Origin of the sequence: Citrobacter sp. Cpo040 (genome assembly GCF_030332915.1) — a bacterium.
Classification (GTDB): Bacteria; Pseudomonadota; Gammaproteobacteria; order Enterobacterales; family Enterobacteriaceae; genus Citrobacter; species Citrobacter portucalensis.
In genome coordinates, this window is the sequence record NZ_JAOWGX010000036.1 from 364,161 (window position 1) to 382,619 (window position 18,459).

20 protein-coding genes are annotated in these 18,459 nt (G+C 50.7%); 7 read left to right on the plus strand and 13 right to left on the minus strand.

All coding sequences use genetic code 11. The features are described 5' to 3' along the window. The first annotated feature begins 195 nt into the window (after positions 1 to 195). Together dpiB and dpiA are read left to right on the plus strand one after the other, a co-directional pair. Positions 196 to 1,857 (plus strand): sensor histidine kinase DpiB, encoded by a 1,662-nt coding sequence (gene dpiB, locus OGX86_RS16550; RefSeq protein ID WP_286640305.1) that lies wholly within the window; start codon positions 196 to 198, stop codon positions 1,855 to 1,857. Beyond that, entirely contained in the window at positions 1,826 to 2,506 is a 681-nt protein-coding gene (gene dpiA / locus OGX86_RS16555; protein ID WP_003831279.1) for a two-component response regulator DpiA, read from the plus strand. The genes dpiB and dpiA overlap by 32 nt, the downstream gene beginning before the upstream one ends. A gap of 116 nt (positions 2,507 to 2,622) precedes the next feature. Here the strand turns inward: dpiA and dcuC are convergent, their stop codons facing one another. Further along, entirely contained in the window at positions 2,623 to 4,008 is a 1,386-nt protein-coding gene (gene dcuC / locus OGX86_RS16560; protein ID WP_286640306.1) for an anaerobic C4-dicarboxylate transporter DcuC, read from the minus strand. A gap of 462 nt (positions 4,009 to 4,470) precedes the next feature. Here dcuC and pagP point away from each other — a divergent pair, with 462 nt between their 5' ends. Beyond that, positions 4,471 to 5,034, plus strand: coding sequence for a lipid IV(A) palmitoyltransferase PagP (pagP, locus tag OGX86_RS16565; protein ID WP_003831280.1), 564 nt, complete (start codon positions 4,471 to 4,473; stop codon positions 5,032 to 5,034). Between the two features lie 189 nt (positions 5,035 to 5,223). After that, positions 5,224 to 5,433 (plus strand): transcription antiterminator/RNA stability regulator CspE, encoded by a 210-nt coding sequence (gene cspE, locus OGX86_RS16570; protein WP_000034825.1) that lies wholly within the window; start codon positions 5,224 to 5,226, stop codon positions 5,431 to 5,433. 52 nt (positions 5,434 to 5,485) lie between these two features. On the opposite strand, the gene crcB is transcribed toward cspE, so the two are convergent. Then, positions 5,486 to 5,869: a fluoride efflux transporter CrcB gene (gene crcB / locus OGX86_RS16575; protein WP_003831281.1), complete on the minus strand. Its 384-nt coding sequence runs from the start codon at positions 5,867 to 5,869 to the stop codon at positions 5,486 to 5,488. Between the two features lie 90 nt (positions 5,870 to 5,959). Here crcB and OGX86_RS16580 point away from each other — a divergent pair, with 90 nt between their 5' ends. Both OGX86_RS16580 and tatE read left to right on the plus strand, forming a co-directional pair. After that, positions 5,960 to 6,748: a deaminated glutathione amidase gene (locus tag OGX86_RS16580; protein WP_048214698.1), complete on the plus strand. Its 789-nt coding sequence runs from the start codon at positions 5,960 to 5,962 to the stop codon at positions 6,746 to 6,748. Positions 6,749 to 6,876: 128 nt separating this feature from the next. Next, positions 6,877 to 7,080 carry a twin-arginine translocase subunit TatE gene (gene tatE, locus OGX86_RS16585; protein ID WP_003022699.1) on the plus strand — a complete coding sequence of 68 codons (204 nt, stop codon included), beginning with the start codon at positions 6,877 to 6,879 and terminating at the stop codon, positions 7,078 to 7,080. A 97-nt stretch (positions 7,081 to 7,177) separates the two neighbouring features. Here the strand turns inward: tatE and lipA are convergent, their stop codons facing one another. The 10 genes from lipA to OGX86_RS16635 all read right to left on the minus strand — a co-directional run bounded on the left by lipA (position 7,178) and on the right by OGX86_RS16635 (position 16,651). After that, positions 7,178 to 8,143, minus strand: coding sequence for a lipoyl synthase (lipA, locus tag OGX86_RS16590; protein ID WP_003022702.1), 966 nt, complete (start codon positions 8,141 to 8,143; stop codon positions 7,178 to 7,180). A gap of 206 nt (positions 8,144 to 8,349) precedes the next feature. Next, complete coding sequence (gene lipB, locus OGX86_RS16595; protein WP_003831286.1) at positions 8,350 to 8,991, minus strand: lipoyl(octanoyl) transferase LipB; 642 nt, start codon at positions 8,989 to 8,991, stop codon at positions 8,350 to 8,352. Between the two features lie 114 nt (positions 8,992 to 9,105). After that, entirely contained in the window at positions 9,106 to 9,369 is a 264-nt protein-coding gene (ybeD, locus tag OGX86_RS16600) for a DUF493 family protein YbeD (RefSeq protein WP_003022706.1), read from the minus strand. A gap of 106 nt (positions 9,370 to 9,475) precedes the next feature. After that, on the minus strand, positions 9,476 to 10,687 hold the full coding sequence (gene dacA / locus OGX86_RS16605) for a D-alanyl-D-alanine carboxypeptidase DacA (RefSeq protein ID WP_003022711.1): 1,212 nt from the start codon (positions 10,685 to 10,687) through the stop codon (positions 9,476 to 9,478). Between the two features lie 142 nt (positions 10,688 to 10,829). Further along, complete coding sequence (rlpA, locus tag OGX86_RS16610; protein ID WP_032942683.1) at positions 10,830 to 11,939, minus strand: endolytic peptidoglycan transglycosylase RlpA; 1,110 nt, start codon at positions 11,937 to 11,939, stop codon at positions 10,830 to 10,832. 10 nt (positions 11,940 to 11,949) lie between these two features. Further along, positions 11,950 to 13,062 (minus strand): peptidoglycan glycosyltransferase MrdB, encoded by a 1,113-nt coding sequence (mrdB, locus tag OGX86_RS16615; protein WP_003022718.1) that lies wholly within the window; start codon positions 13,060 to 13,062, stop codon positions 11,950 to 11,952. A 2-nt stretch (positions 13,063 to 13,064) separates the two neighbouring features. Then, positions 13,065 to 14,966 carry a peptidoglycan DD-transpeptidase MrdA gene (mrdA, locus tag OGX86_RS16620; protein ID WP_003831292.1) on the minus strand — a complete coding sequence of 634 codons (1,902 nt, stop codon included), beginning with the start codon at positions 14,964 to 14,966 and terminating at the stop codon, positions 13,065 to 13,067. Between the two features lie 30 nt (positions 14,967 to 14,996). Continuing rightward, a complete protein-coding gene (rlmH, locus tag OGX86_RS16625; RefSeq protein ID WP_003022725.1) occupies positions 14,997 to 15,464 on the minus strand; it encodes a 23S rRNA (pseudouridine(1915)-N(3))-methyltransferase RlmH in 468 nt (155 codons plus the stop codon). A 3-nt stretch (positions 15,465 to 15,467) separates the two neighbouring features. Next, positions 15,468 to 15,785 (minus strand): ribosome silencing factor, encoded by a 318-nt coding sequence (gene rsfS / locus OGX86_RS16630; protein ID WP_003022728.1) that lies wholly within the window; start codon positions 15,783 to 15,785, stop codon positions 15,468 to 15,470. Between the two features lie 254 nt (positions 15,786 to 16,039). Then, positions 16,040 to 16,651 carry an adenosylcobalamin/alpha-ribazole phosphatase gene (locus tag OGX86_RS16635; protein WP_286640307.1) on the minus strand — a complete coding sequence of 204 codons (612 nt, stop codon included), beginning with the start codon at positions 16,649 to 16,651 and terminating at the stop codon, positions 16,040 to 16,042. Positions 16,652 to 16,747: 96 nt separating this feature from the next. Here OGX86_RS16635 and cobD point away from each other — a divergent pair, with 96 nt between their 5' ends. Further along, positions 16,748 to 17,842 carry a threonine-phosphate decarboxylase CobD gene (gene cobD / locus OGX86_RS16640; protein ID WP_136391627.1) on the plus strand — a complete coding sequence of 365 codons (1,095 nt, stop codon included), beginning with the start codon at positions 16,748 to 16,750 and terminating at the stop codon, positions 17,840 to 17,842. On the opposite strand, the gene nadD is transcribed toward cobD, so the two are convergent. Further along, on the minus strand, positions 17,817 to 18,458 hold the full coding sequence (gene nadD, locus OGX86_RS16645) for a nicotinate-nucleotide adenylyltransferase (RefSeq protein ID WP_103015104.1): 642 nt from the start codon (positions 18,456 to 18,458) through the stop codon (positions 17,817 to 17,819). The two genes, cobD and nadD, sit on opposite strands and share 26 nt — an antisense overlap. Position 18,459 lies beyond the last annotated feature (1 nt).

Sequence of the window (18,459 nt, forward strand, 5' to 3'; positions counted from 1 at the left end):
TTTTAATGTGTTTTATGGTTTTAAGTTTTTTAATTAATTTAACCCTAAAATAAGGTGTGGTTTTAATTTGTTTAATTGATTTAAGGTGGGGAATCTGCAACGATCTTGTTTTATAGCATAACGTGTAAATAGAACATTTTAATTACAACTACAATGAGAAATTAGTTTTAGTTAACGTCGGTGAGGAAAAATGTGATGGCAGAACAGAAAAATAAAACACGGTTTCCTTTTTTCCGCAGTCTGGCGTTTCCTTTACGTATCTTTCTGCTCATTCTGGTCGTTTCTGTTTTTATCATTGCCGCCCTGGCACAATACTTCACCGCCAGCTTTGAAGATTATCTGGCAACGCATGTCCGCGATATGGCAATGAATCAGGCCAAAATCATCGCCTCTAACGACAGTATCATCACGGCGGTTAAGCATCGTGATTACAAGCGATTGGCGACGATTGCCGACAAACTGCAGAGCGGAACTGACTTCGACTACGTGGTTATCGGGGATACCAACTCCATTCGTCTATATCATCCGAACCCGGAAAAGATTGGCTATCCGATGCAGTTCACCAAACCCGGTGCGCTGGAAAAAGGGGAGAGCTACTTTATTACCGGTAAAGGCTCCATTGGGATGGCAATGCGCGCTAAAACGCCCATCTTTGATGACGATGGCAAAATCATTGGCGTGGTCTCAATTGGTTATCTGATCAGCAAAATCGATAGCTGGCGCTCGGATTTCTTACTGCCAATGGCTGGGGTATTTATCCTGCTGCTGTTGGTTCTGATGCTGCTCTCCTGGTTTTTCGCTGCCCATATTCGTCGGCAGATGTTGGGTATGGAACCGAAACAAATTGCGCGGGTGGTACGCCAGCAGGAAGCGTTGTTCAGCTCGGTGTATGAAGGGTTGATTGCCGTGGATCCTGATGGATATATCACCGCAATAAATCGCAGTGCGAGGAAAATGCTGGGGCTGTCTTCACCTGGGAGAAAGTGGCTTGGAAAACCGGTGAGTGAGGTAGTTCAGCCAGTGGACTTTTTCACCCAACAGATTGCGGAAAAACGACAGGACGCGATGGTCAACTTTAATGGACTGAGCGTTATCGCCAACCGTGAGGCGATTCGCTCCGGTGACGAACTGCTTGGGGCAATCATCAGTTTTCGTAGTAAAGATGAAATTGCTACTCTTAATGCGCAGTTAACGCAGATCAAACAGTATGTAGAGAGCCTGAGAACGCTGCGTCATGAGCATCTGAACTGGATGTCGACTATCAATGGTCTGCTGCAAATGAAAGAGTATGACAAGGTTCTGGCCATGGTGCAGGGGGAATCCCAGGCGCAACAGCAACTGATTGACAGCCTGCGCGGCGCGTTTGCCGATCGTCAGGTAGCCGGTCTGTTGTTTGGCAAGGTGCAGCGCGCGCGGGAACTGGGTCTCACCATGACTATTGTTCCGGGCAGCCAACTGCATCAACTCCCCGAGGGGCTGGATAGCACAGAGTTTGCAGCAATTGTTGGCAATCTGCTTGATAATGCATTTGAAGCGAGCTTGCGCACCCAGCAAGGCAACAAGGTCGTCGAACTCTATTTGAGCGATGAAGGGGATGACGTGATCATCGAAGTTGCCGATCAGGGATGCGGTGTGCCGGAAGCATTGCGTGAAAAAATATTTGAACAGGGTGTGAGCACCCGTACCGATGAACCAGGTGAACATGGCATCGGTTTGTATCTTATTGCAAGTTATGTGAGGCGCTGTGACGGGGTGATTACGCTTGAAGATAACTCCCCCTGCGGCACCTTATTTTCTTTATTTCTTCCGAAAGTGAAAAAAAACAATGACGGAACCATTAACGCTATTGATCGTTGAGGATGAAACGCTACTGGCGGAAATGCATGCTGAATATATCCGCCATATACCCGGCTTCAGCCAGATTTGGCTGGCGGGTAATCTTGCGCAGGCGAGGATGATGATTGAGCGTTTTAAGCCCGGTTTGATTCTGCTCGATAACTACTTGCCGGACGGCAAGGGAATTACGTTATTGCATGAGCTAACCCAGGCGCGTTATCCGGGCGGTGTGGTGTTTACCACAGCGGCCAGCGACATGGAAACAGTCTCCGAAGCTGTGCGCAGCGGCGCGTTTGATTACCTGGTCAAACCCATTGCCTACGAGCGGCTCGGGCAGACCCTGACACGTTATCAACAGCGTCGACGCATGTTGGCGGGTAATGATAGCGCCAGTCAAAAGCAGATTGATGAGATGTTTAATGCCTACGCGCGGGGCGAGCCGAAAGGGGATTTACCGACCGGGATTGATGCGTTAACACTGAATGCAGTGTTGAAATTATTTGCCGATCCGACGGTACACCATACAGCAGAAACGATCGCCCAGGCGCTCACCATCAGCCGAACGACTTCCAGACGTTACCTGGAGTACTGTGCCAGCCGACATTTGATTATTGCGGAGATTATTCACGGTAAGGTGGGTAGGCCGCAGCGTATCTATCACGGCGGCTAAATGCTGATTTCTGACGTAGGCCGGATAAGATGCTTTAGCATCGACATCCGGCAACGTTGCAGTCGAAATGCCGGATGCGGCGTGAATGCCTTATCCGGCCTACATTTCTCTGAGTATCAGCCGCCAACGACGGCTGAAGAAGAGCCTGGTACCATCACTTCAGTTGCGATAATCACAACCAACAGCCCAACCAGAACCGGAACCGAAGTACGTTTCACCACTTCGAACGGAGAAATCTTCGCCATACCAGCAACAGCAACCACCACGCCGGAGACCGGGGAGATTGTGCGTCCAAGGTTTGACGCCTGCAGCATCGGGATAACAAGGTAAGCTGGGTTAATGCCGGAGGAATGCGCCAGCTTAGGGATCATCTCAACGAAGGCATAGAACGGGGCGTTACCGGAACCCGTAGTCATTGCCGCCAGCATAGTCAGGATCACCAGCACCATCATCAGAATAATGCTCGCCGAACCAAACGAGGTGGCGATAGAAATCAGACTCTGAATAAAGCCGATTGTGCTCAGGCCCTGGGCAAAAACACCCGCAGCGACTAACAACATCACCACGTTAGCAAAGGCATCCGCCATGCCACGGTAAGCGACTTCCAGACCAGAGAAAACCTTTTGGGTATTGAACCCACGTATGAACTCCAGAATAGCCGCGATGAGCATGCACAGTACCAGAATCGTAATGATATGCAGCTGTGGACCCCATTTACCATCAAAAATCAGGACGCCAACAATCGGGGTAAACGGCAGAATGGCGTAAAATGACGGGGCAGTCGTGGTGATTTCAGCCACATCTAACATTTCATGAGAAATGTTCTCTTTTTTATCCAGAAAACGCTGCCAGAAAAAGTGGGCAATCGCCATAGCAATGATGGCGGCAATGGAAATTGGCAGCGTGGTTTTAAAGGCGAAATCGATCAGCGGCATTTCCGCAGCTTTTGCCGCCAGCACCACATCACCGGATGTTGGTGAAAGAATAATTGCAGCAGGGGAGGCACAAATGGCCGCTGCGGCGCCACGGCTGATCCCAACGTTAACCATGACCGGGAACAGTGTTGCCATCAGCAATACGCCCAGACCGGTTGCTGAAGAAACCGCCAGTGACATCAGGCAGGCGACAAAATAGGCGGCAATCATTAGCAGGTAAGGAGAGTTGATGTATTGCAGAGGCTTGGAGGCCAGCTTAACGACCATATCGTTCGCGCCAATATGGGTCATATAAGCGGCAAAACCACACAGCATCATGATCATCATGCCGAGATCGCCACCACGGCTCATCAGCAAAATTTTAATATATTCAACAATGTCTGTTGCCGTATAGCCCGTCGATGCCGCGCTGGACGGCAAAACTTTATGCCCCATCAGCGCACTGATAATCAGCAAAACCAGACCGCCAACAAACAGTACGCCTGTCGCGGAATAACCTTTAATGATGTAGCGCGCTACACCCACAATAACCACAACTCCAATAAGGAGTTCAATAAATGTCAACATCGTTTCCCCTGTCGCATTGCTGCCCAGAAAGTAAAAAAACTAAAAAAAGTAAAAAGTGGTGACAGAATGTGCCTAATAAACCGATAACTCTTGCTGATTAAAATCAATAAAAATACGGATTCAAGCGATGGTTAAGCCGTTTTTTCAGCATCGTGGTTAAAAAAAGAATCTCACAATAAGAAACTGTGAAGCGCAGCGCTGATGTGTGTGTTTTGTGGCGATGATGAATATCAATTGTTAATTTATTGTGATGCTATTTAACTTTTTTCGCAGGAAAGAACAATTTATTGGCAATAAAGAGAAAATAGTTCCTATTAGATGGCTCAATAAACTCATGGATAATTATCTTAAAAATTATAGGCTGAGGATTATTCTGATTTTTTAGCTGCGCATTTTTGTTAAGCTAACATTAAGGTTGGGTTTGCTACAATTAATAATAAATCCCAGGATGGTAATTAAGTTGTGATTGTCGCTAAACGATATTTTCTCATTTTTTCATTTCTTTTTATTCAGTTAGCTTTCATTCCCCAGGGCGCTGCTGAAGATAAAGGTTGGTTCGCTACTTTTAAAGACAATGTCAGTGAAACCTGGCAGCAGCCAGAACATTATGATCTGTACGTGCCGGCTATTACCTGGCATGCTCGTTTTGCTTATGATAAAGAAAAAACGGATCGCTACAATGAACGCCCATGGGGGGCGGGCTTTGGTCAATCCCGTTGGGATGATAAAGGTAACTGGCACGGGCTTTATATAATGGCCTTTAAGGATTCCTACAATAAATGGGAACCCATTGGTGGTTATGGCTGGGAAAAAACCTGGCGACCGCTGGCAGATGAAAATTTCCACACAGGTCTCGGTTTTACCGCTGGTTTTACCGCGCGCGATAACTGGAACTACATTCCGGTACCCGTGCTGTTACCGCTGGCATCGATAGGGTATGGTCCGGCAACGTTCCAGATGACCTACATTCCGGGAACGTACAACAACGGTAACGTCTACTTTGCATGGATGCGTTTCCAGTTTTGATGGACTACCTGTATTGTCAGGTGGATTATTAAAAAGTCTTTTAAAAACAGTGCGATATTAACTTTAACTGAAAAATAACGCGACATTTATCACTTTTTGATAAAGTTCGACTGGACAAAGTCCACCACAATTGTTGTACTGATACCCGACACAGCATTTGTGTCTATTTTTCATGTAAAGGTAATTTTGATGTCTAAGATTAAAGGTAACGTTAAGTGGTTTAATGAGTCCAAAGGATTCGGTTTCATTACTCCGGAAGATGGCAGCAAAGACGTGTTCGTACACTTCTCTGCAATCCAGACCAATGGTTTTAAAACTCTGGCTGAAGGTCAGCGTGTAGAGTTCGAAATCACTAACGGTGCCAAAGGCCCTTCTGCTGCAAACGTAATCGCTCTGTAAGCATACGACAGCAAGCATTCAAAACCCGCTTAATTGCGGGTTTTTTTTCGCTTCAGTGCGCGGGAGAGGCCGAAACCAGCCAGAATGCCAGGGCGGTCATCGCAAATGATCCCAACAGATTAACCAGTACATTCACCATAGCCCAACCAAAGCGTCCTTCCTGTAGCAAAAACACCACCTCAGCTGAGAAAGTGGAAAACGTTGTCAGTCCCCCGCAAAAGCCAGTGGTAATCAGTACCTTCCACATTGGATCAATGTTTGTCATGCGATTAAACCATGCCAGACCCATACCAATGATAAATGCGCCAAGTAAGTTTGCAGCCAGCGTGCCGAATGGGATGGCCTGATGTAGCGGGTTAAACCTCATGCTCAACATCCATCTTGCTACACTACCTGTACCACCACCGATAAAAACCGCTAAAAGGAGTTGTAACACTGCATAATCCTGCTATTTGATTGTATATAGGATGAGTGTAACGCTGAATAATCGTGGTTGGCGAGCCTAACAACGTTTTCTGGAGGGAATATGTTCGTTGCAGCAGGGCAATTTGCCGTGGGACCTTCATGGGAAAAAAATGCAGAAACCTGCGTCTTATTGATGTCACAGGCTGCAGGAGAGGGGGCGTCGCTGCTGGTATTACCGGAGGCGCTTCTGGCCCGTGACGATCTGGACCCAGACCTGTCAGTGAAATCAGCTCAACTGCTGGAGGGCGGATTTTTGACGCGCTTGCTGCGAGAAAGCGCGCAAAACGAGATGACGACAATCCTGACGATTCATGTTCCTTCTGTGCCAGGCCGGGCGTTTAACATGCTGGTGGCGCTACGGGCAGGTCAGGTCGTGGCCCATTACGCTAAATTACATCTCTATGATGCCTTTTCGATTCAGGAGTCACGTAATGTTGATGCAGGGGACGCCATAGCGCCGCTGCTGGACGTAGACGGGTTAAAAGTAGGGTTAATGACCTGTTATGATCTGCGCTTTCCTGAGCTGGCGCTGGTGCACGCATTGCAGGGAGCGGAAATTCTTGTCTTACCCGCAGCCTGGGTTCGGGGATCGCTTAAAGAGCATCACTGGGCTACGCTTTTGGCGGCAAGAGCGTTAGATGCGACGTGTTACCTGATTGCGGCGGGAGAGTGCGGTAACAAGAATATAGGCCAAAGCAGGGTCATCGACCCCTTTGGTGTGACCATTGCTGCTGCGGCAGAAACGCCCGCGCTAATTATGGCCGAGGTTTCCGCCGAGCGGGTGAGGCAGGTTAGGGCACAACTCCCGGTGTTAAGTAACCGACGCTTTGCGCCACCGCAATTATTATGACGTTTTTTTAAACAAGGCTTGATTCACCTTGTTACAGATTGCTATTGTGTGCGCGCGTCGAAAGGCCGTTAATATTCTCAGGTTAATATGGCGCTTTATGCAGCCTGGTTTAAGTCAAGAAGGTATCTATGGGTGAGATTAGTATTACCAAACTGCTGGTGGTTGCCGCACTGGTTGTTCTGCTGTTTGGTACCAAGAAGTTACGTACACTGGGTGGAGACCTGGGAACGGCAATCAAGGGCTTCAAGAAAGCAATGAACGACGATAATGCCGATGCTAAGAAAGATGCTGATGGTAGCGTTCAGGCTGAGAAGCTTTCTCATAAAGAGTAATGTCAGGAGCATGATGCTCATACTGCATACTCTGCATGAAAAAAACCGGCAATTTGCCGGTTTTTTTATTGCTGATATGTAAGTGAGTATTACACGATTACTTCACTTCCAGCCCTTTGGCCTGCATGTCAGCATGGTAAGAAGAGCGAACGAATGGACCGCAGGCTGCATGGGTAAAGCCCATTGCCATAGCTTCGGCTTTCATCTCATCGAACTCATCCGGGCTCACATAGCGTTGAACCGGCAGGTGATGGCGGCTTGGCTGTAAATACTGCCCCAGCGTCAACATAGTTACACCATGACTGCGCAGGTCACGCATGACCTCAATAATTTCCGCATTGGTTTCGCCCAGACCGACCATCAGACCTGATTTAGTCGGAATCTCCGGGTGCGCTTCCTTGAAACGTTCCAGAAGCTTCAGTGACCAGTTGTAGTCAGCCCCGGGGCGTACATTGCGATAAATACGTGGTACGTTTTCAAGGTTGTGGTTAAACACATCCGGCGGAGTGGCGGTAAGAATATCCAGCGCGCGATCCATACGACCACGGAAGTCAGGCACCAGCGTTTCGATTTTAATCGACGGACTTTTCTCACGAATAGCGGTGATGCAGTCAGCAAAGTGCTGAGCGCCGCCGTCACGCAGATCGTCGCGGTCAACGGAGGTAATGACGACATAGCGCAGCGCCATGTCAGCAATCGTCTGAGCAAGTTTTAACGGCTCGTTAGCATCAGGAGCAACCGGACGGCCATGGGCAACGTCACAGAATGGGCAACGGCGGGTACAGATTGCGCCGAGGATCATAAAGGTTGCAGTTCCGTGATTGAAACATTCAGCCAGGTTAGGGCAGGAAGCTTCTTCGCAGACAGAGTGCAGGCCATTTTTGCGCATTGCCGCTTTGATGCCCTGGATGCGAGTGGAGTCCGCTGGCAGTTTTATTTTCATCCATTCCGGTTTACGCAGCAGGGCTTCACGCTCTGTTGCCACATTTTTTACCGGGATAAGAGCCATCTTATCGGCATCGCGGTATTTAACACCGCGTTCCATCACAATGGGTTTACTCATAGCTTGCGTGTTCCAGTTGCGAATTACGAAGGAAAGCGTTTCAATTCAAGGGAATGTTGCATTTATCAACTATTTTTGAATTAGTGATACGCAGTATATCATTGAAACGGGCCAGAAAGCAGCCTGACAGGCTGGCAAAATGTAAAATAGTTGTTGTTTTGTGCCATTTGCCACAACATATGCCGTGGCAAAGTATGCGCGTATTTTCAGTCCGCGATGTACTCGTGCGGTGGGTTACCCAACAGCGCCAGAATGTTGGCCAGCAGCCTTGGGCGAATGCTCTCGGTCGTGGCTGTGCTATCCCACTGCGATACCTTCGCCATTTCCATACCGGCATAACCACAAGGATTGATACGCAGGAAAGGCGACAAGTCCATATCCACGTTGAGCGCTAAGCCGTGAAATGAACATCCTTTACGAATACGTAACCCCAAAGAGCAGATTTTCTTCTCTCCAACGTATACGCCAGGCGCATCGGCTCGCGGGTGGGCGTCAATACCGATTTCCGCAAGGGTATTCACAACGGTTTGCTCCAGCAGCGTAACCAGTTCGCGAACGCCAAGTTTACGACGCTTCAGGTTCAACAGCACATACATGACCTGCTGGCCCGGCCCGTGATAAGTCACCTGACCGCCACGATCGCTCTGGATCACCGGAATATCTCCCGGCATCAGTACGTGCTCTGCTTTACCTGCCTGACCCTGGGTAAAAACAGGATAATGCTCTACCAGCCAGATTTCGTCATAACTGTTTTCATCGCGGGTATCGGTGAATTCGTGCATGGCCAGAGAAACTGGCTCGTAAGGTTGAAGACCGAGCTGGCGGACAAGAATTTTATCCTGATACAAAACGGCATCTCCGTAGATACTCACATAGAGTAGAGAATATAAAAGAGGGGGAAAAGTATATCACAGGAGGGAGGGGTTACCCGAGCGGGGATGCAGCGGGTAACCAACAGGTTTTTACAGTACCATGCGTACGATATCGATATTGCCTAATTCTTCGTACAGCGTTTCAACCTGCTCAATGTGTGTAGCAGTAATAGTGATTGAGACCGAGTGGTAGTTGCCTTTGCTGCTCGGTTTTACCGTCGGAGAGTAATCACCTGGCGCATGGCGCTGTACCACTTCAACCACCTGATCAACCAGCTCAGGCAACGCCTGCCCCATTACTTTGTAAGTAAATGGAGTAGGGAATTCAAGCAGTTCGTTAAGTTTGGTTTTCATGTCAGCTCCGGCGTTACATCAATAAATAATAACTCCCACAGCGCGTGGGAGTTATCTGGATACCTAGTATATGGGGACGTAAATCACACTTTCAAGTGTTCGATTTTTAGCCAAACCAGTGATGGAACATTAATTTAATGTAATCAATGATTTTCCCAAAGAAGTTGCCTTCAGGGATTTCCTGCAGGACTACCAGCGGGCGCTGCTCAATGGTTTTGCCATCCAACTGGAAGTTGATGGTGCCGACAACCTGGTTTTTCTGCAGCGGTGCGTGCAGTTCTGTGGTGTTCAGCACATAGCTTGCTTTCAGATCTTTCATGCGGCCGCGCGGAATAGTCAGGTAGACATCTTTATCTACGCCTAACGATGCACGATCGGTATTACCAAACCAGGCGGGCTCTGAAGCAAACTCTTTACCGACTTTCAGTGGGTTCACGGTTTCAAAGAAACGGAAGCCCCAGGTAAGCAGTTTTTTACTTTCGGTTTCACGACCTTTATAGGTGCGGCCACCCATGACGGCGGAGATCAGACGCATCTGACCTTCGGTTGCGGATGCAACGAGGTTATAGCCAGCCTTGTCGGTATGACCGGTTTTGATACCGTCGACATTCAGGCTGTTATCCCACAGCAGGCCGTTACGGTTTAACTGACGGATGCCGTTAAAGGTGAACTCTTTTTCTTTATAGATAGAGTATTCGTTAGGCACGTCGCGAATCAGCGCCTGACCAATCATCGCCATGTCGCGAGCCGAGCTGTATTGACCGTCAGCGTCGAGACCATGAACGGTCTGGAAGTGGGTGTTTTTCAGGCCTAGCGCGTTCACATAGCTGTTCATCAGACCGACGAAAGCATCCTGGCTGCCGGCTGCGAAGTCCGCCATTGCTACGCACGCGTCATTACCGGATTGCAGGTTGATACCACGGATAAGCTGAGAAACAGGAACCTGCATGCCAGGTTTCAGGAACATCAATGATGAACCTTTAAAGACCGGGTTACCTGTAGCCCAGGCGTCATTGCCGACGGTGACCAGATCGGTTTCTTTGAATTTCCCGGCTTTCATCGCCTGGCCGATGACGTAGCTGGTCATCATTTTGGTCAGACTGGCGGGATCGCGGCGAGTGTCAGCGTTCTGTTCTGCCAGAACTTTGCCTGAATTGTAATCAATCAGGATATATGACTCCGCATCGATCTGCGGAACACCTGGGATCATGGTTTTAATATTCAGGTCATCGGCATGGGCAGCAGAGAGAGAAGCTGCGCAGAGAGCCGCGGTGAGCGCCATACGCTGCACGAAACGAGCGGAAAAAGTGGTCTTCATGGTCTGAACTACGACGTCCGTGATGAAATTAAAAAAAGTGCCCTACTATAGCAAATGCAAAACGGGCAGGCATCTGACTTTCCGCGTGACTTTGTTAATGTCATTTACAGAAACTGACAGTTCAGATACCTGATTTACGTTATTACACGCCGGTGATGAAGGACTGTAATTGCGCCTCGGCTTGAAGACGCTGCTGCAATGTGGAGGCTTCAGCTTTGCTGGCGAACGGCCCCATCTGGATACGCCAGACTGCGCCGTTTTGTACCACCCGACCTGGGACGCCAAATTGCTGGCTTAAACGTTTTTGATACTGCTGCGCACGCGACTGCTCGCTGACTGCGCCAACCTGAACCACGTAGCGTCCGTTGGCTACTGCCGCTGGCGCAGGTGCTGCGACGGCGGCTGGTGTTGCTGCTGGTGCGGTTGGCGTTACCGGTGCGGTGGTGGTCGGTTGCGGAGCCGGAGTCGGCTCGCTACCTTCCAGCACGCCTGCAGCGAGCGTGGTCGGCGCACCGAGGAATCCACTGCTGTTCACTGGCGCACCGGTTGTATCATCGCTTTTCAACGTGGAATTGCTGATCGGACGAATATCGCCTTGCGGCTGACCCGCATCCGATGGCGCAGGCATGCTGCCCATATTGCCACCGCCGCTTAAATCAGGACGCGCGGGCAGGGCATAGGTTTGTTTCGCTACCGTGGTACAAGCCATTCCCGGCCCGGACAAGGAACCATCCTGGGCGACGATGATCGGGTCGATACGCACTTTGGTATTGTTGGAGGTATTCAGACGGTCGGCTGCTGCACGTGAAAGTGAAATCACGCGATCGTTGCCATAAGGGCCGCGATCGTTAATGCGCACGACAATCATCCTGCCATTAGCCAGGTTAGTTATTCTGGCATAGCTTGGGACTGGCAGCGTCGGATGCGCTGCGGTTAACTGCATCGGGTCGAACGCTTCACCAGACGCGGTTAAGTTGCTTCCGGGTTCCGCATCATAGATAGCGGCAAGCCCTGCCTGGCTAAAGCGGGAAGGGTCCTGGACGATTTTGTAGCTCTTACCATCACGCTGATAGTCCTGATTCGCCGTTGGGTTCAGGGGTTCAAAGCGCGGATCGGCCCCGCTGATTTCAACAATCGGACCATTACACACCGCAGGCTGCGGCGCGACAGCACCCTGTTGCTGACCATCATCACTCGAACACGCCGCGAGCATTCCTGCTGCGATGCAGATACCAAGCCACTGCTTACGCATTGCGTACCCCTTACACGCTTTTCGACAACATTTTTCTATGGGTATGGATCGACATAACAATCCCGAACCCAGCCATCAGCACGATAAGTGCCGAGCCTCCGTAACTGACCAGTGGGAGAGGAACGCCAACCACGGGCAGAATACCGCTCACCATACCAATATTTACGAAGACATAAACGAATAATATCAACATTAAACCACCCGCCATGACGCGACCAAAGGTGGTTTGCGCGTGGGCAGCGATCCATAATCCGCGCATAATCAGCAAAATGTACAGCGCCAGCAGAATTAAGATCCCTACCAGACCCAGTTCTTCCGCTAATACCGCGAAGATAAAATCTGTATGGCGTTCGGGTAAAAACTCAAGCTGCGACTGCGTACCGTGTAGCCAGCCCTTACCACGTAGACCGCCGGAGCCAATAGCAATTTTAGACTGAATGATGTGGTAACCCGCACCCAGCGGATCGGTTTCCGGATCGAGTAACATCATGACGCGCTGACGTTGATAATCATGCATCAGGAAGAACCACAGTATCGGGATAAACGCCGCAACCAGGACCACCGCAACACCGATTAAACGCCAGCTCAAACCAGAAAGGAACAGAACAAACAGACCGGAAAGGGCGACCAGAATTGAAGTTCCGAGGTCTGGCTGGGCGGCCACCAGCAGGGTGGGCATAAATATCAGCACCAACGCAATGGCGGTATTTTTTAGCGATGGCGGGCAAACATCACGGTTGATGAAGCGCGCGACCATCAGCGGCACGGCAATCTTGGCGATTTCGGAAGGCTGAAAACGCACAATCCCCAAATCCAGCCAGCGCTGCGCGCCTTTGGAGATAGCGCCGAAGGCATCTACTGCCACCAACAAAATGATGCAAAAGATGTAGAGATAGGGAGCCCAGCCCTCATAAACCCTGGGCGGGATTTGCGCCATCACCACCATGATGACCAGGCCCATCGCGATCTGACCGACCTTGCGCTCCATCATGCCAATATCCTGGCCGCTGGCGCTCCAGATGACCAGCGAGCTGTAAACCAGCAGCGCCAGCAAAATAAGCAACATTGTGGGATCGATGTGGATTTTGTCCCAGAATGTTTTTTTGTTCGGATTATCCGTCACGATTATTGGTCCTCCGCTGCTGCAACCGCGGGGTTTTCTGCAGGCAGATTGGTGTTATTGTCGCCCAACATAATGTGGTCAAGTATCTGGCGCATAATGGTACCCACAGCCGGGCCCGCGCCACCGTTTTCAAGGATTATGGCGACAGCAACCTGGGGCTTATCATAGGGTGCGAAGGCCGTCATCAGCTTGTGGTCACGTAAGCGCTCGGCGATCTTATGTGCGTTATAGGTTTCATTGGCTTTCAGGCCAAAGACCTGTGCAGTACCGGATTTCGCCGCAATTTTGTAAGGTGCGCCAGCGAAATATTTGTGTGCAGTACCGTTAGGACGGTTGGCTACACCGTACATGCCGTCTTTTGCGATTTCCCAATAACCGGAATGAATGTCACCAACGGGTGGTTCGTGTGGCTGGATCCACGGCACTTGCTTGCCGTTTTCTGCTGTGCTCATCAGCAGATGCGGGACTTTTACCAAACCGTCGTTGATAAGGATCATCAGCGCTTTACTCATCTGGATAGGGGTTGCCGTCCAGTAACCCTGACCGATGCCGACCGGAATGGTATCACCCTGGTACCATGGCTTTTTAAACCGTTTTTGCTTCCACTCGCGGGTTGGCATGTTTCCGGCGCGCTCTTCGGCAAGATCGATGCCCGTATATTGGCCGTAGCCAAACTTGCTCATCCATTCTGAAAGGCGGTCTATCCCCATATCATAGGCGATTTGATAGAAAAACGTATCCGCCGACTCTTCCAGAGAACGGGTGATGTTCAGATGGCCGTGCCCCCATTTTTTCCAGTCGCGGTAACGTTTTTCAGAGCCCGGTAATTGCCACCAACCCGGATCGAACAGACCAGTATTGCGGGTGATGACGCCTGCACTTAATGCAGAAACCGCGACGTAAGGTTTAACCGTCGAAGCAGGGGGGTAGACACCCTGAGTCGCGCGGTTAACCAATGGGGTATTCGGGTCATTGAGCAACCCGGAGTAATCTTTACTCGAGATACCATCGACAAACAGGTTCGGGTCGTAGCTCGGCATGGACACCAGTGCGAGAACGCCACCGGTACGCGGGTCGGTGACTACCACCGCGGCACGACTGCCCGCCAGCAGCGTTTCGATGTACTGCTGGAGTTTCAGGTCAAGGGTGAGATAGATATCGTGCCCGGCCTGCGGCGCCACTTCTTTCAGTTGGCGAATGACGCGGCCACGGTTGTTCACTTCAACTTCTTCATAACCAGTCTGGCCGTGAAGTACGTCTTCATAATAGCGTTCAATACCCAATTTACCGATGTCGTGCGTCGCCGCGTAGTTGGCCAGCTTGCCGTCTTTGTCCAGGCGGTCCACGTCTTTATCGTTGATCTTCGATACGTAGCCAATGACGTGGGTCAGCGCAGAGCCGTAGGGGTAATAGCGGCGTTTATAGCCTTTAACTTCGACGCCGGGAAAGCGATATTGATTAACGGCGAACCGTGCCACCTGAACTTCACTCAGGTTAGTTTTTACCGGAATGGAGGTGAAGCGGTGTGAACGGGCGCGCTCTTTTTTAAAGGCGGCAATGTCGTCGTCCGTCAGGTCTACGACGTTACGCAGCGCGTCGAGGGTATCCTGAACGTTGTCGACCTTTTCCGGCATCATTTCTATCTGATAAATGGTGCGGTTAAGGGCGAGCGGAATTCCGTTACGGTCATAAATGATGCCGCGACTGGGGGCGATAGGCACCAGTTTGATGCGGTTTTCGTTCGAGCGAGTCTGATAATCAGTAAAGCGAACGATTTGCAGATTATAAAGGTTGGCGATCAGCACGCCGGTGAGCAGCAAAATCCCCAAAAAAGCGACCAGCGCCCGGCGCACAAACAGCGCGGACTCAGCCGAATAGTCGCGAAAAGAATTCTGTAGTTTCATCCGCTGCTTAATCTACTCAAGAATCAATGATCACTCACGGTGATAAGGATGGTTGGTGGTGATGCTCCACGCCCTGTACAGACTCTCCGCGACCAGAACCCGAACAAGAGGGTGAGGAAGGGTTAACGCAGAGAGTGACCAGCTTTGTTCCGCTGCCGCTTTACAGGCAGGAGAGAGACCTTCCGGCCCGCCAATCAACAGACTGACGTCACGACCGTCCAGTTTCCAGCGTTCCAGTTCAGTCGCCAGCTGCGGCGTGTCCCAGGGTTTACCAGGGATATCAAGGGTGACGATGCGGTTTTTGCCTGCGGCAGCCAGCATCTGCTCACCCTCTTTGTCGAGAATGCGTTTAATATCCGCGTTCTTGCCGCGTTTTCCTGCCGGGATTTCGATCAGCTCAAAGGGCATATCTTTCGGAAACCGACGGAGATACTCCGTAAACCCGGTTTGCACCCAGTCAGGCATTTTCGTACCCACAGCGACAAGTTGCAGCTTCACGCATTAACTCCAGAGTTTTTCCAGTTCATACAGGCGACGGCTTTCTTCCTGCATCACGTGGACAATCACATCACCGAGGTCAACGACGATCCAGTCTGCAACGTTCTCGCCTTCTACGCCGAGCGGCAGCAGACCAGCAGTGCGGGACTCCTGAACAACGTGGTCTGCGATAGACATTACATGGCGGCTGGACGTGCCGGTGCAGATAATCATGCAATCAGTGATGCTGGATTTGCCCTGAACGTCTAAGGCGATGATGTCTTGACCTTTCAGGTCATCAATTTTGTCGATTACAAAATCCTGAAGTGCTTTACCCTGCAAGTGTTCCCCCTGGGTGAAAAGAGTTAAAAACGTCTGTTAGTATACCTGAACCAGAGGCGATATCGGGACAAATGTCTCCGAAAGCGCTTTTGAAGTGCGCTATCATCCCACCCCACGCCGCAGAATGCATCGCCATTTTTGTAAAACAATTTCTGCAAAGCTCTGAAGGGCGGGAAAAGTCAGGTTGCGGAGAATAACAGCCTGTCATGGGGTGTCAATGGGAGAGAAGCCCTTCGGCAGAAAAAACAGTGCGTTCACTCCCCGTCGTGCCATACAGCCCGACTGTTGAGCACTTTCAGAACCGCAAAATTGTCGCAAAAATCAATTGCGCTCCAGCAACCTTGTTCGACGCGAAAATGCCACATCGCTGCAGCCGGCATGGACAGCAGACGGGCGATCAACACGCTCAGAACACCCTGATGACTCACCACCAGCAGGTTTTGGCACGTTTTGTAATCAGCGAGCTGAGCAATAAAGCGTTCCACGCGCTGGGAAAACGCCTGAAAGCCTTCACCATTGGTTGGCGTCGCATTCTGCCAGTCGTTACACCACACGGTGTAGTTTTCGGCGTCTTCTCGCGCCAGATCGCGATGATGGCGCATTTCCCAGTCACCAAAAAACATCTCATTGAGCTCAGGCATGTTGCGCACAGGGACCTCACGATCGCCTAAGATCAACTGCGTTGTATGGCGGGCACGTTCCAACTCGCTGCACAGAACGTTGTCGACAGGCACATTGTGTAACAGCGTACCCAGTGTTTGCGCCTGAGCGATACCCCGTTCCGTTAGCGGTGTGGGGGCATGGCCGCTGTATAAACCAGCGACATTGGCTTCAGTTTCTCCATGACGTACTAACCAGAGTCTCATTTTTTCCTCTTGAGGTTATTCGCACAAAACATGATGTTTGCCCTGATTGCGCAGAGATTTTTCACTAAAATACCTTTTTTTGCGTGGAGCGGCACGATGTCTTTATTGAAGAGCGCGCATGGTGGCAATACGCGAGAAGCCGCCGAACTGTTGGGCATCTCGCCTGAACAATTGTTGGATTTTAGCGCGAATATTAATCCGCTGGGTATGCCGGCAAGTTTAAAACGCGCGATCCTCGACAACCTGGACTGCGCGGAGCGTTACCCGGATGTTGATTACGCTAAACTGCACGCGGCGCTGGCGGAGCATCATCAGATTCCTGCCTCATGGATACTTGCCGGAAACGGCGAGACTGAGTCGATTTTCACTTTGGTGCAAGGTCTTAAACCACGTCATGCGATGATCGTGACGCCCGGGTTTGCTGAATATCGTCGGGCGCTGCAATGGGGAGACTGTACGATCCATGAGTTTGCGCTGTGCGAAGACGATGGCTGGCAGCTTACCGATGCAATCCTCGATGCGTTATCCTCAGAGCTGGACTGCCTGTTTCTCTGTACGCCCAACAATCCCACTGGCTTGCTGCCCGATAACCGCCTGCTGCGCGAAATAGCCGCGCGTTGTGAGTTGCTTGGGATCAATCTGATCCTTGATGAAGCGTTTATCGATTTTATTGCCGGGGAGCCGGGGTTTATTCCGCTGCTTCGTGATAACCCGCATATTTGGGTGCTGCGCTCGCTAACCAAGTTCTATGCGATACCGGGGTTGCGGTTAGGGTATCTGGTCAACAGTAATGAACAGGCTGTTGCACAGATGCGCCGTCGACAAATGCCGTGGTCAATTAACGCATTTGCTGCACTGGCAGGCGAGATTATTTTACACGACAGCGCATATCAGCAGGCAACGTGGAAGTGGCTGGAGCAAGAGGGCGCGAGGTTTGATCGGCAGTTGAAAGAACTGCCCGGCCTGACGGTGTATCCTGGCAGGGCAAATTATCGCTTATTGCGCTGCGAGCGGGCGAATTTTGATCTGCAACGCGCAATGCTGGAACAACATGTCTTGATTCGCAGTTGTGCTAATTATCCGGGGCTGGATGCGCGCTATTATCGGGTAGCCGTTCGCAGCCAGGAAGAGAATAACCGCCTGTTGGCGGCTTTACGCAAGGTGCTTAGCGGTACAACCCCTGCTGATTGATATAGTCAAGCACTGCAGCTGGCATCAGGTCGTCGCACGGCTCGCCTTTTTCCAGACGCTCACGGATGAGCGTGGCGGAGATGTTAAACCACGGCGTTTCAGCCAGATAAATTTTCCCGCAAGGCAAGTTGTGCAGGTCATCTGGCGAATGGGTCAGATGATCCTCCAGCCACTGCTGGTGCTTTTCCTGCGCCATTTCGAGCGGATAGCCCGGACGTCGGCAGACAATGAGGTGGGTGTTACCCAGTATCGTGTGGTAGTCATGCCAGGACGGAAAGGTAAGCAGTGAGTCCTGGCCAATAATAAACGCTAATGGTACGTCCGGTCCTTGCTCCTCGCGCCACTCTTTGAGCGTTTGCGCAGTGTAGGAGGCAGTATCACGTTTCAGTTCACGTTCATCAAGGGAGAACAGCGGCTTATCGGCAATGGCCAGTTCAACCATGCGTTGACGTTGTTCGCCGGACGCTTCGGGTTGCGCACGATGCGGCGGCACGTTATTGGGCATGATAATGACCCGGGAAAGGCCAATCAGATTCGCCAGAATTTCAACCGGTTTAAGATGACCATAATGCACCGGATCAAAGGTGCCACCGAACAGAGCCTGCAATGATTTCATA

What these genes read in the sequence shown, in the direction of transcription:
- dpiB (WP_286640305.1), top strand. Translation starts at nt 196, where the DNA reads ATGGCAGAACAGAAAAATAAAACACGGTTTCCTTTTTTCCGCAGTCTG.
- dpiA (WP_003831279.1), top strand. Translation starts at nt 1,826, where the DNA reads ATGACGGAACCATTAACGCTATTGATCGTTGAGGATGAAACGCTACTG.
- dcuC (WP_286640306.1), bottom strand. Translation starts at nt 4,008, where the DNA reads ATGTTGACATTTATTGAACTCCTTATTGGAGTTGTGGTTATTGTGGGT.
- cspE (WP_000034825.1), top strand. Translation starts at nt 5,224, where the DNA reads ATGTCTAAGATTAAAGGTAACGTTAAGTGGTTTAATGAGTCCAAAGGA.
- OGX86_RS16580 (WP_048214698.1), top strand. Translation starts at nt 5,960, where the DNA reads ATGTTCGTTGCAGCAGGGCAATTTGCCGTGGGACCTTCATGGGAAAAA.
- tatE (WP_003022699.1), top strand. Translation starts at nt 6,877, where the DNA reads ATGGGTGAGATTAGTATTACCAAACTGCTGGTGGTTGCCGCACTGGTT.
- lipA (WP_003022702.1), bottom strand. Translation starts at nt 8,143, where the DNA reads ATGAGTAAACCCATTGTGATGGAACGCGGTGTTAAATACCGCGATGCC.
- ybeD (WP_003022706.1), bottom strand. Translation starts at nt 9,369, where the DNA reads ATGAAAACCAAACTTAACGAACTGCTTGAATTCCCTACTCCATTTACT.
- dacA (WP_003022711.1), bottom strand. Translation starts at nt 10,687, where the DNA reads ATGAAGACCACTTTTTCCGCTCGTTTCGTGCAGCGTATGGCGCTCACC.
- rlpA (WP_032942683.1), bottom strand. Translation starts at nt 11,939, where the DNA reads ATGCGTAAGCAGTGGCTTGGTATCTGCATCGCAGCAGGAATGCTCGCG.
- mrdA (WP_003831292.1), bottom strand. Translation starts at nt 14,966, where the DNA reads ATGAAACTACAGAATTCTTTTCGCGACTATTCGGCTGAGTCCGCGCTG.
- OGX86_RS16635 (WP_286640307.1), bottom strand. Translation starts at nt 16,651, where the DNA reads ATGAGACTCTGGTTAGTACGTCATGGAGAAACTGAAGCCAATGTCGCT.
- cobD (WP_136391627.1), top strand. Translation starts at nt 16,748, where the DNA reads ATGTCTTTATTGAAGAGCGCGCATGGTGGCAATACGCGAGAAGCCGCC.
- nadD (WP_103015104.1), bottom strand. Translation starts at nt 18,458, where the DNA reads ATGAAATCATTGCAGGCTCTGTTCGGTGGCACCTTTGATCCGGTGCAT.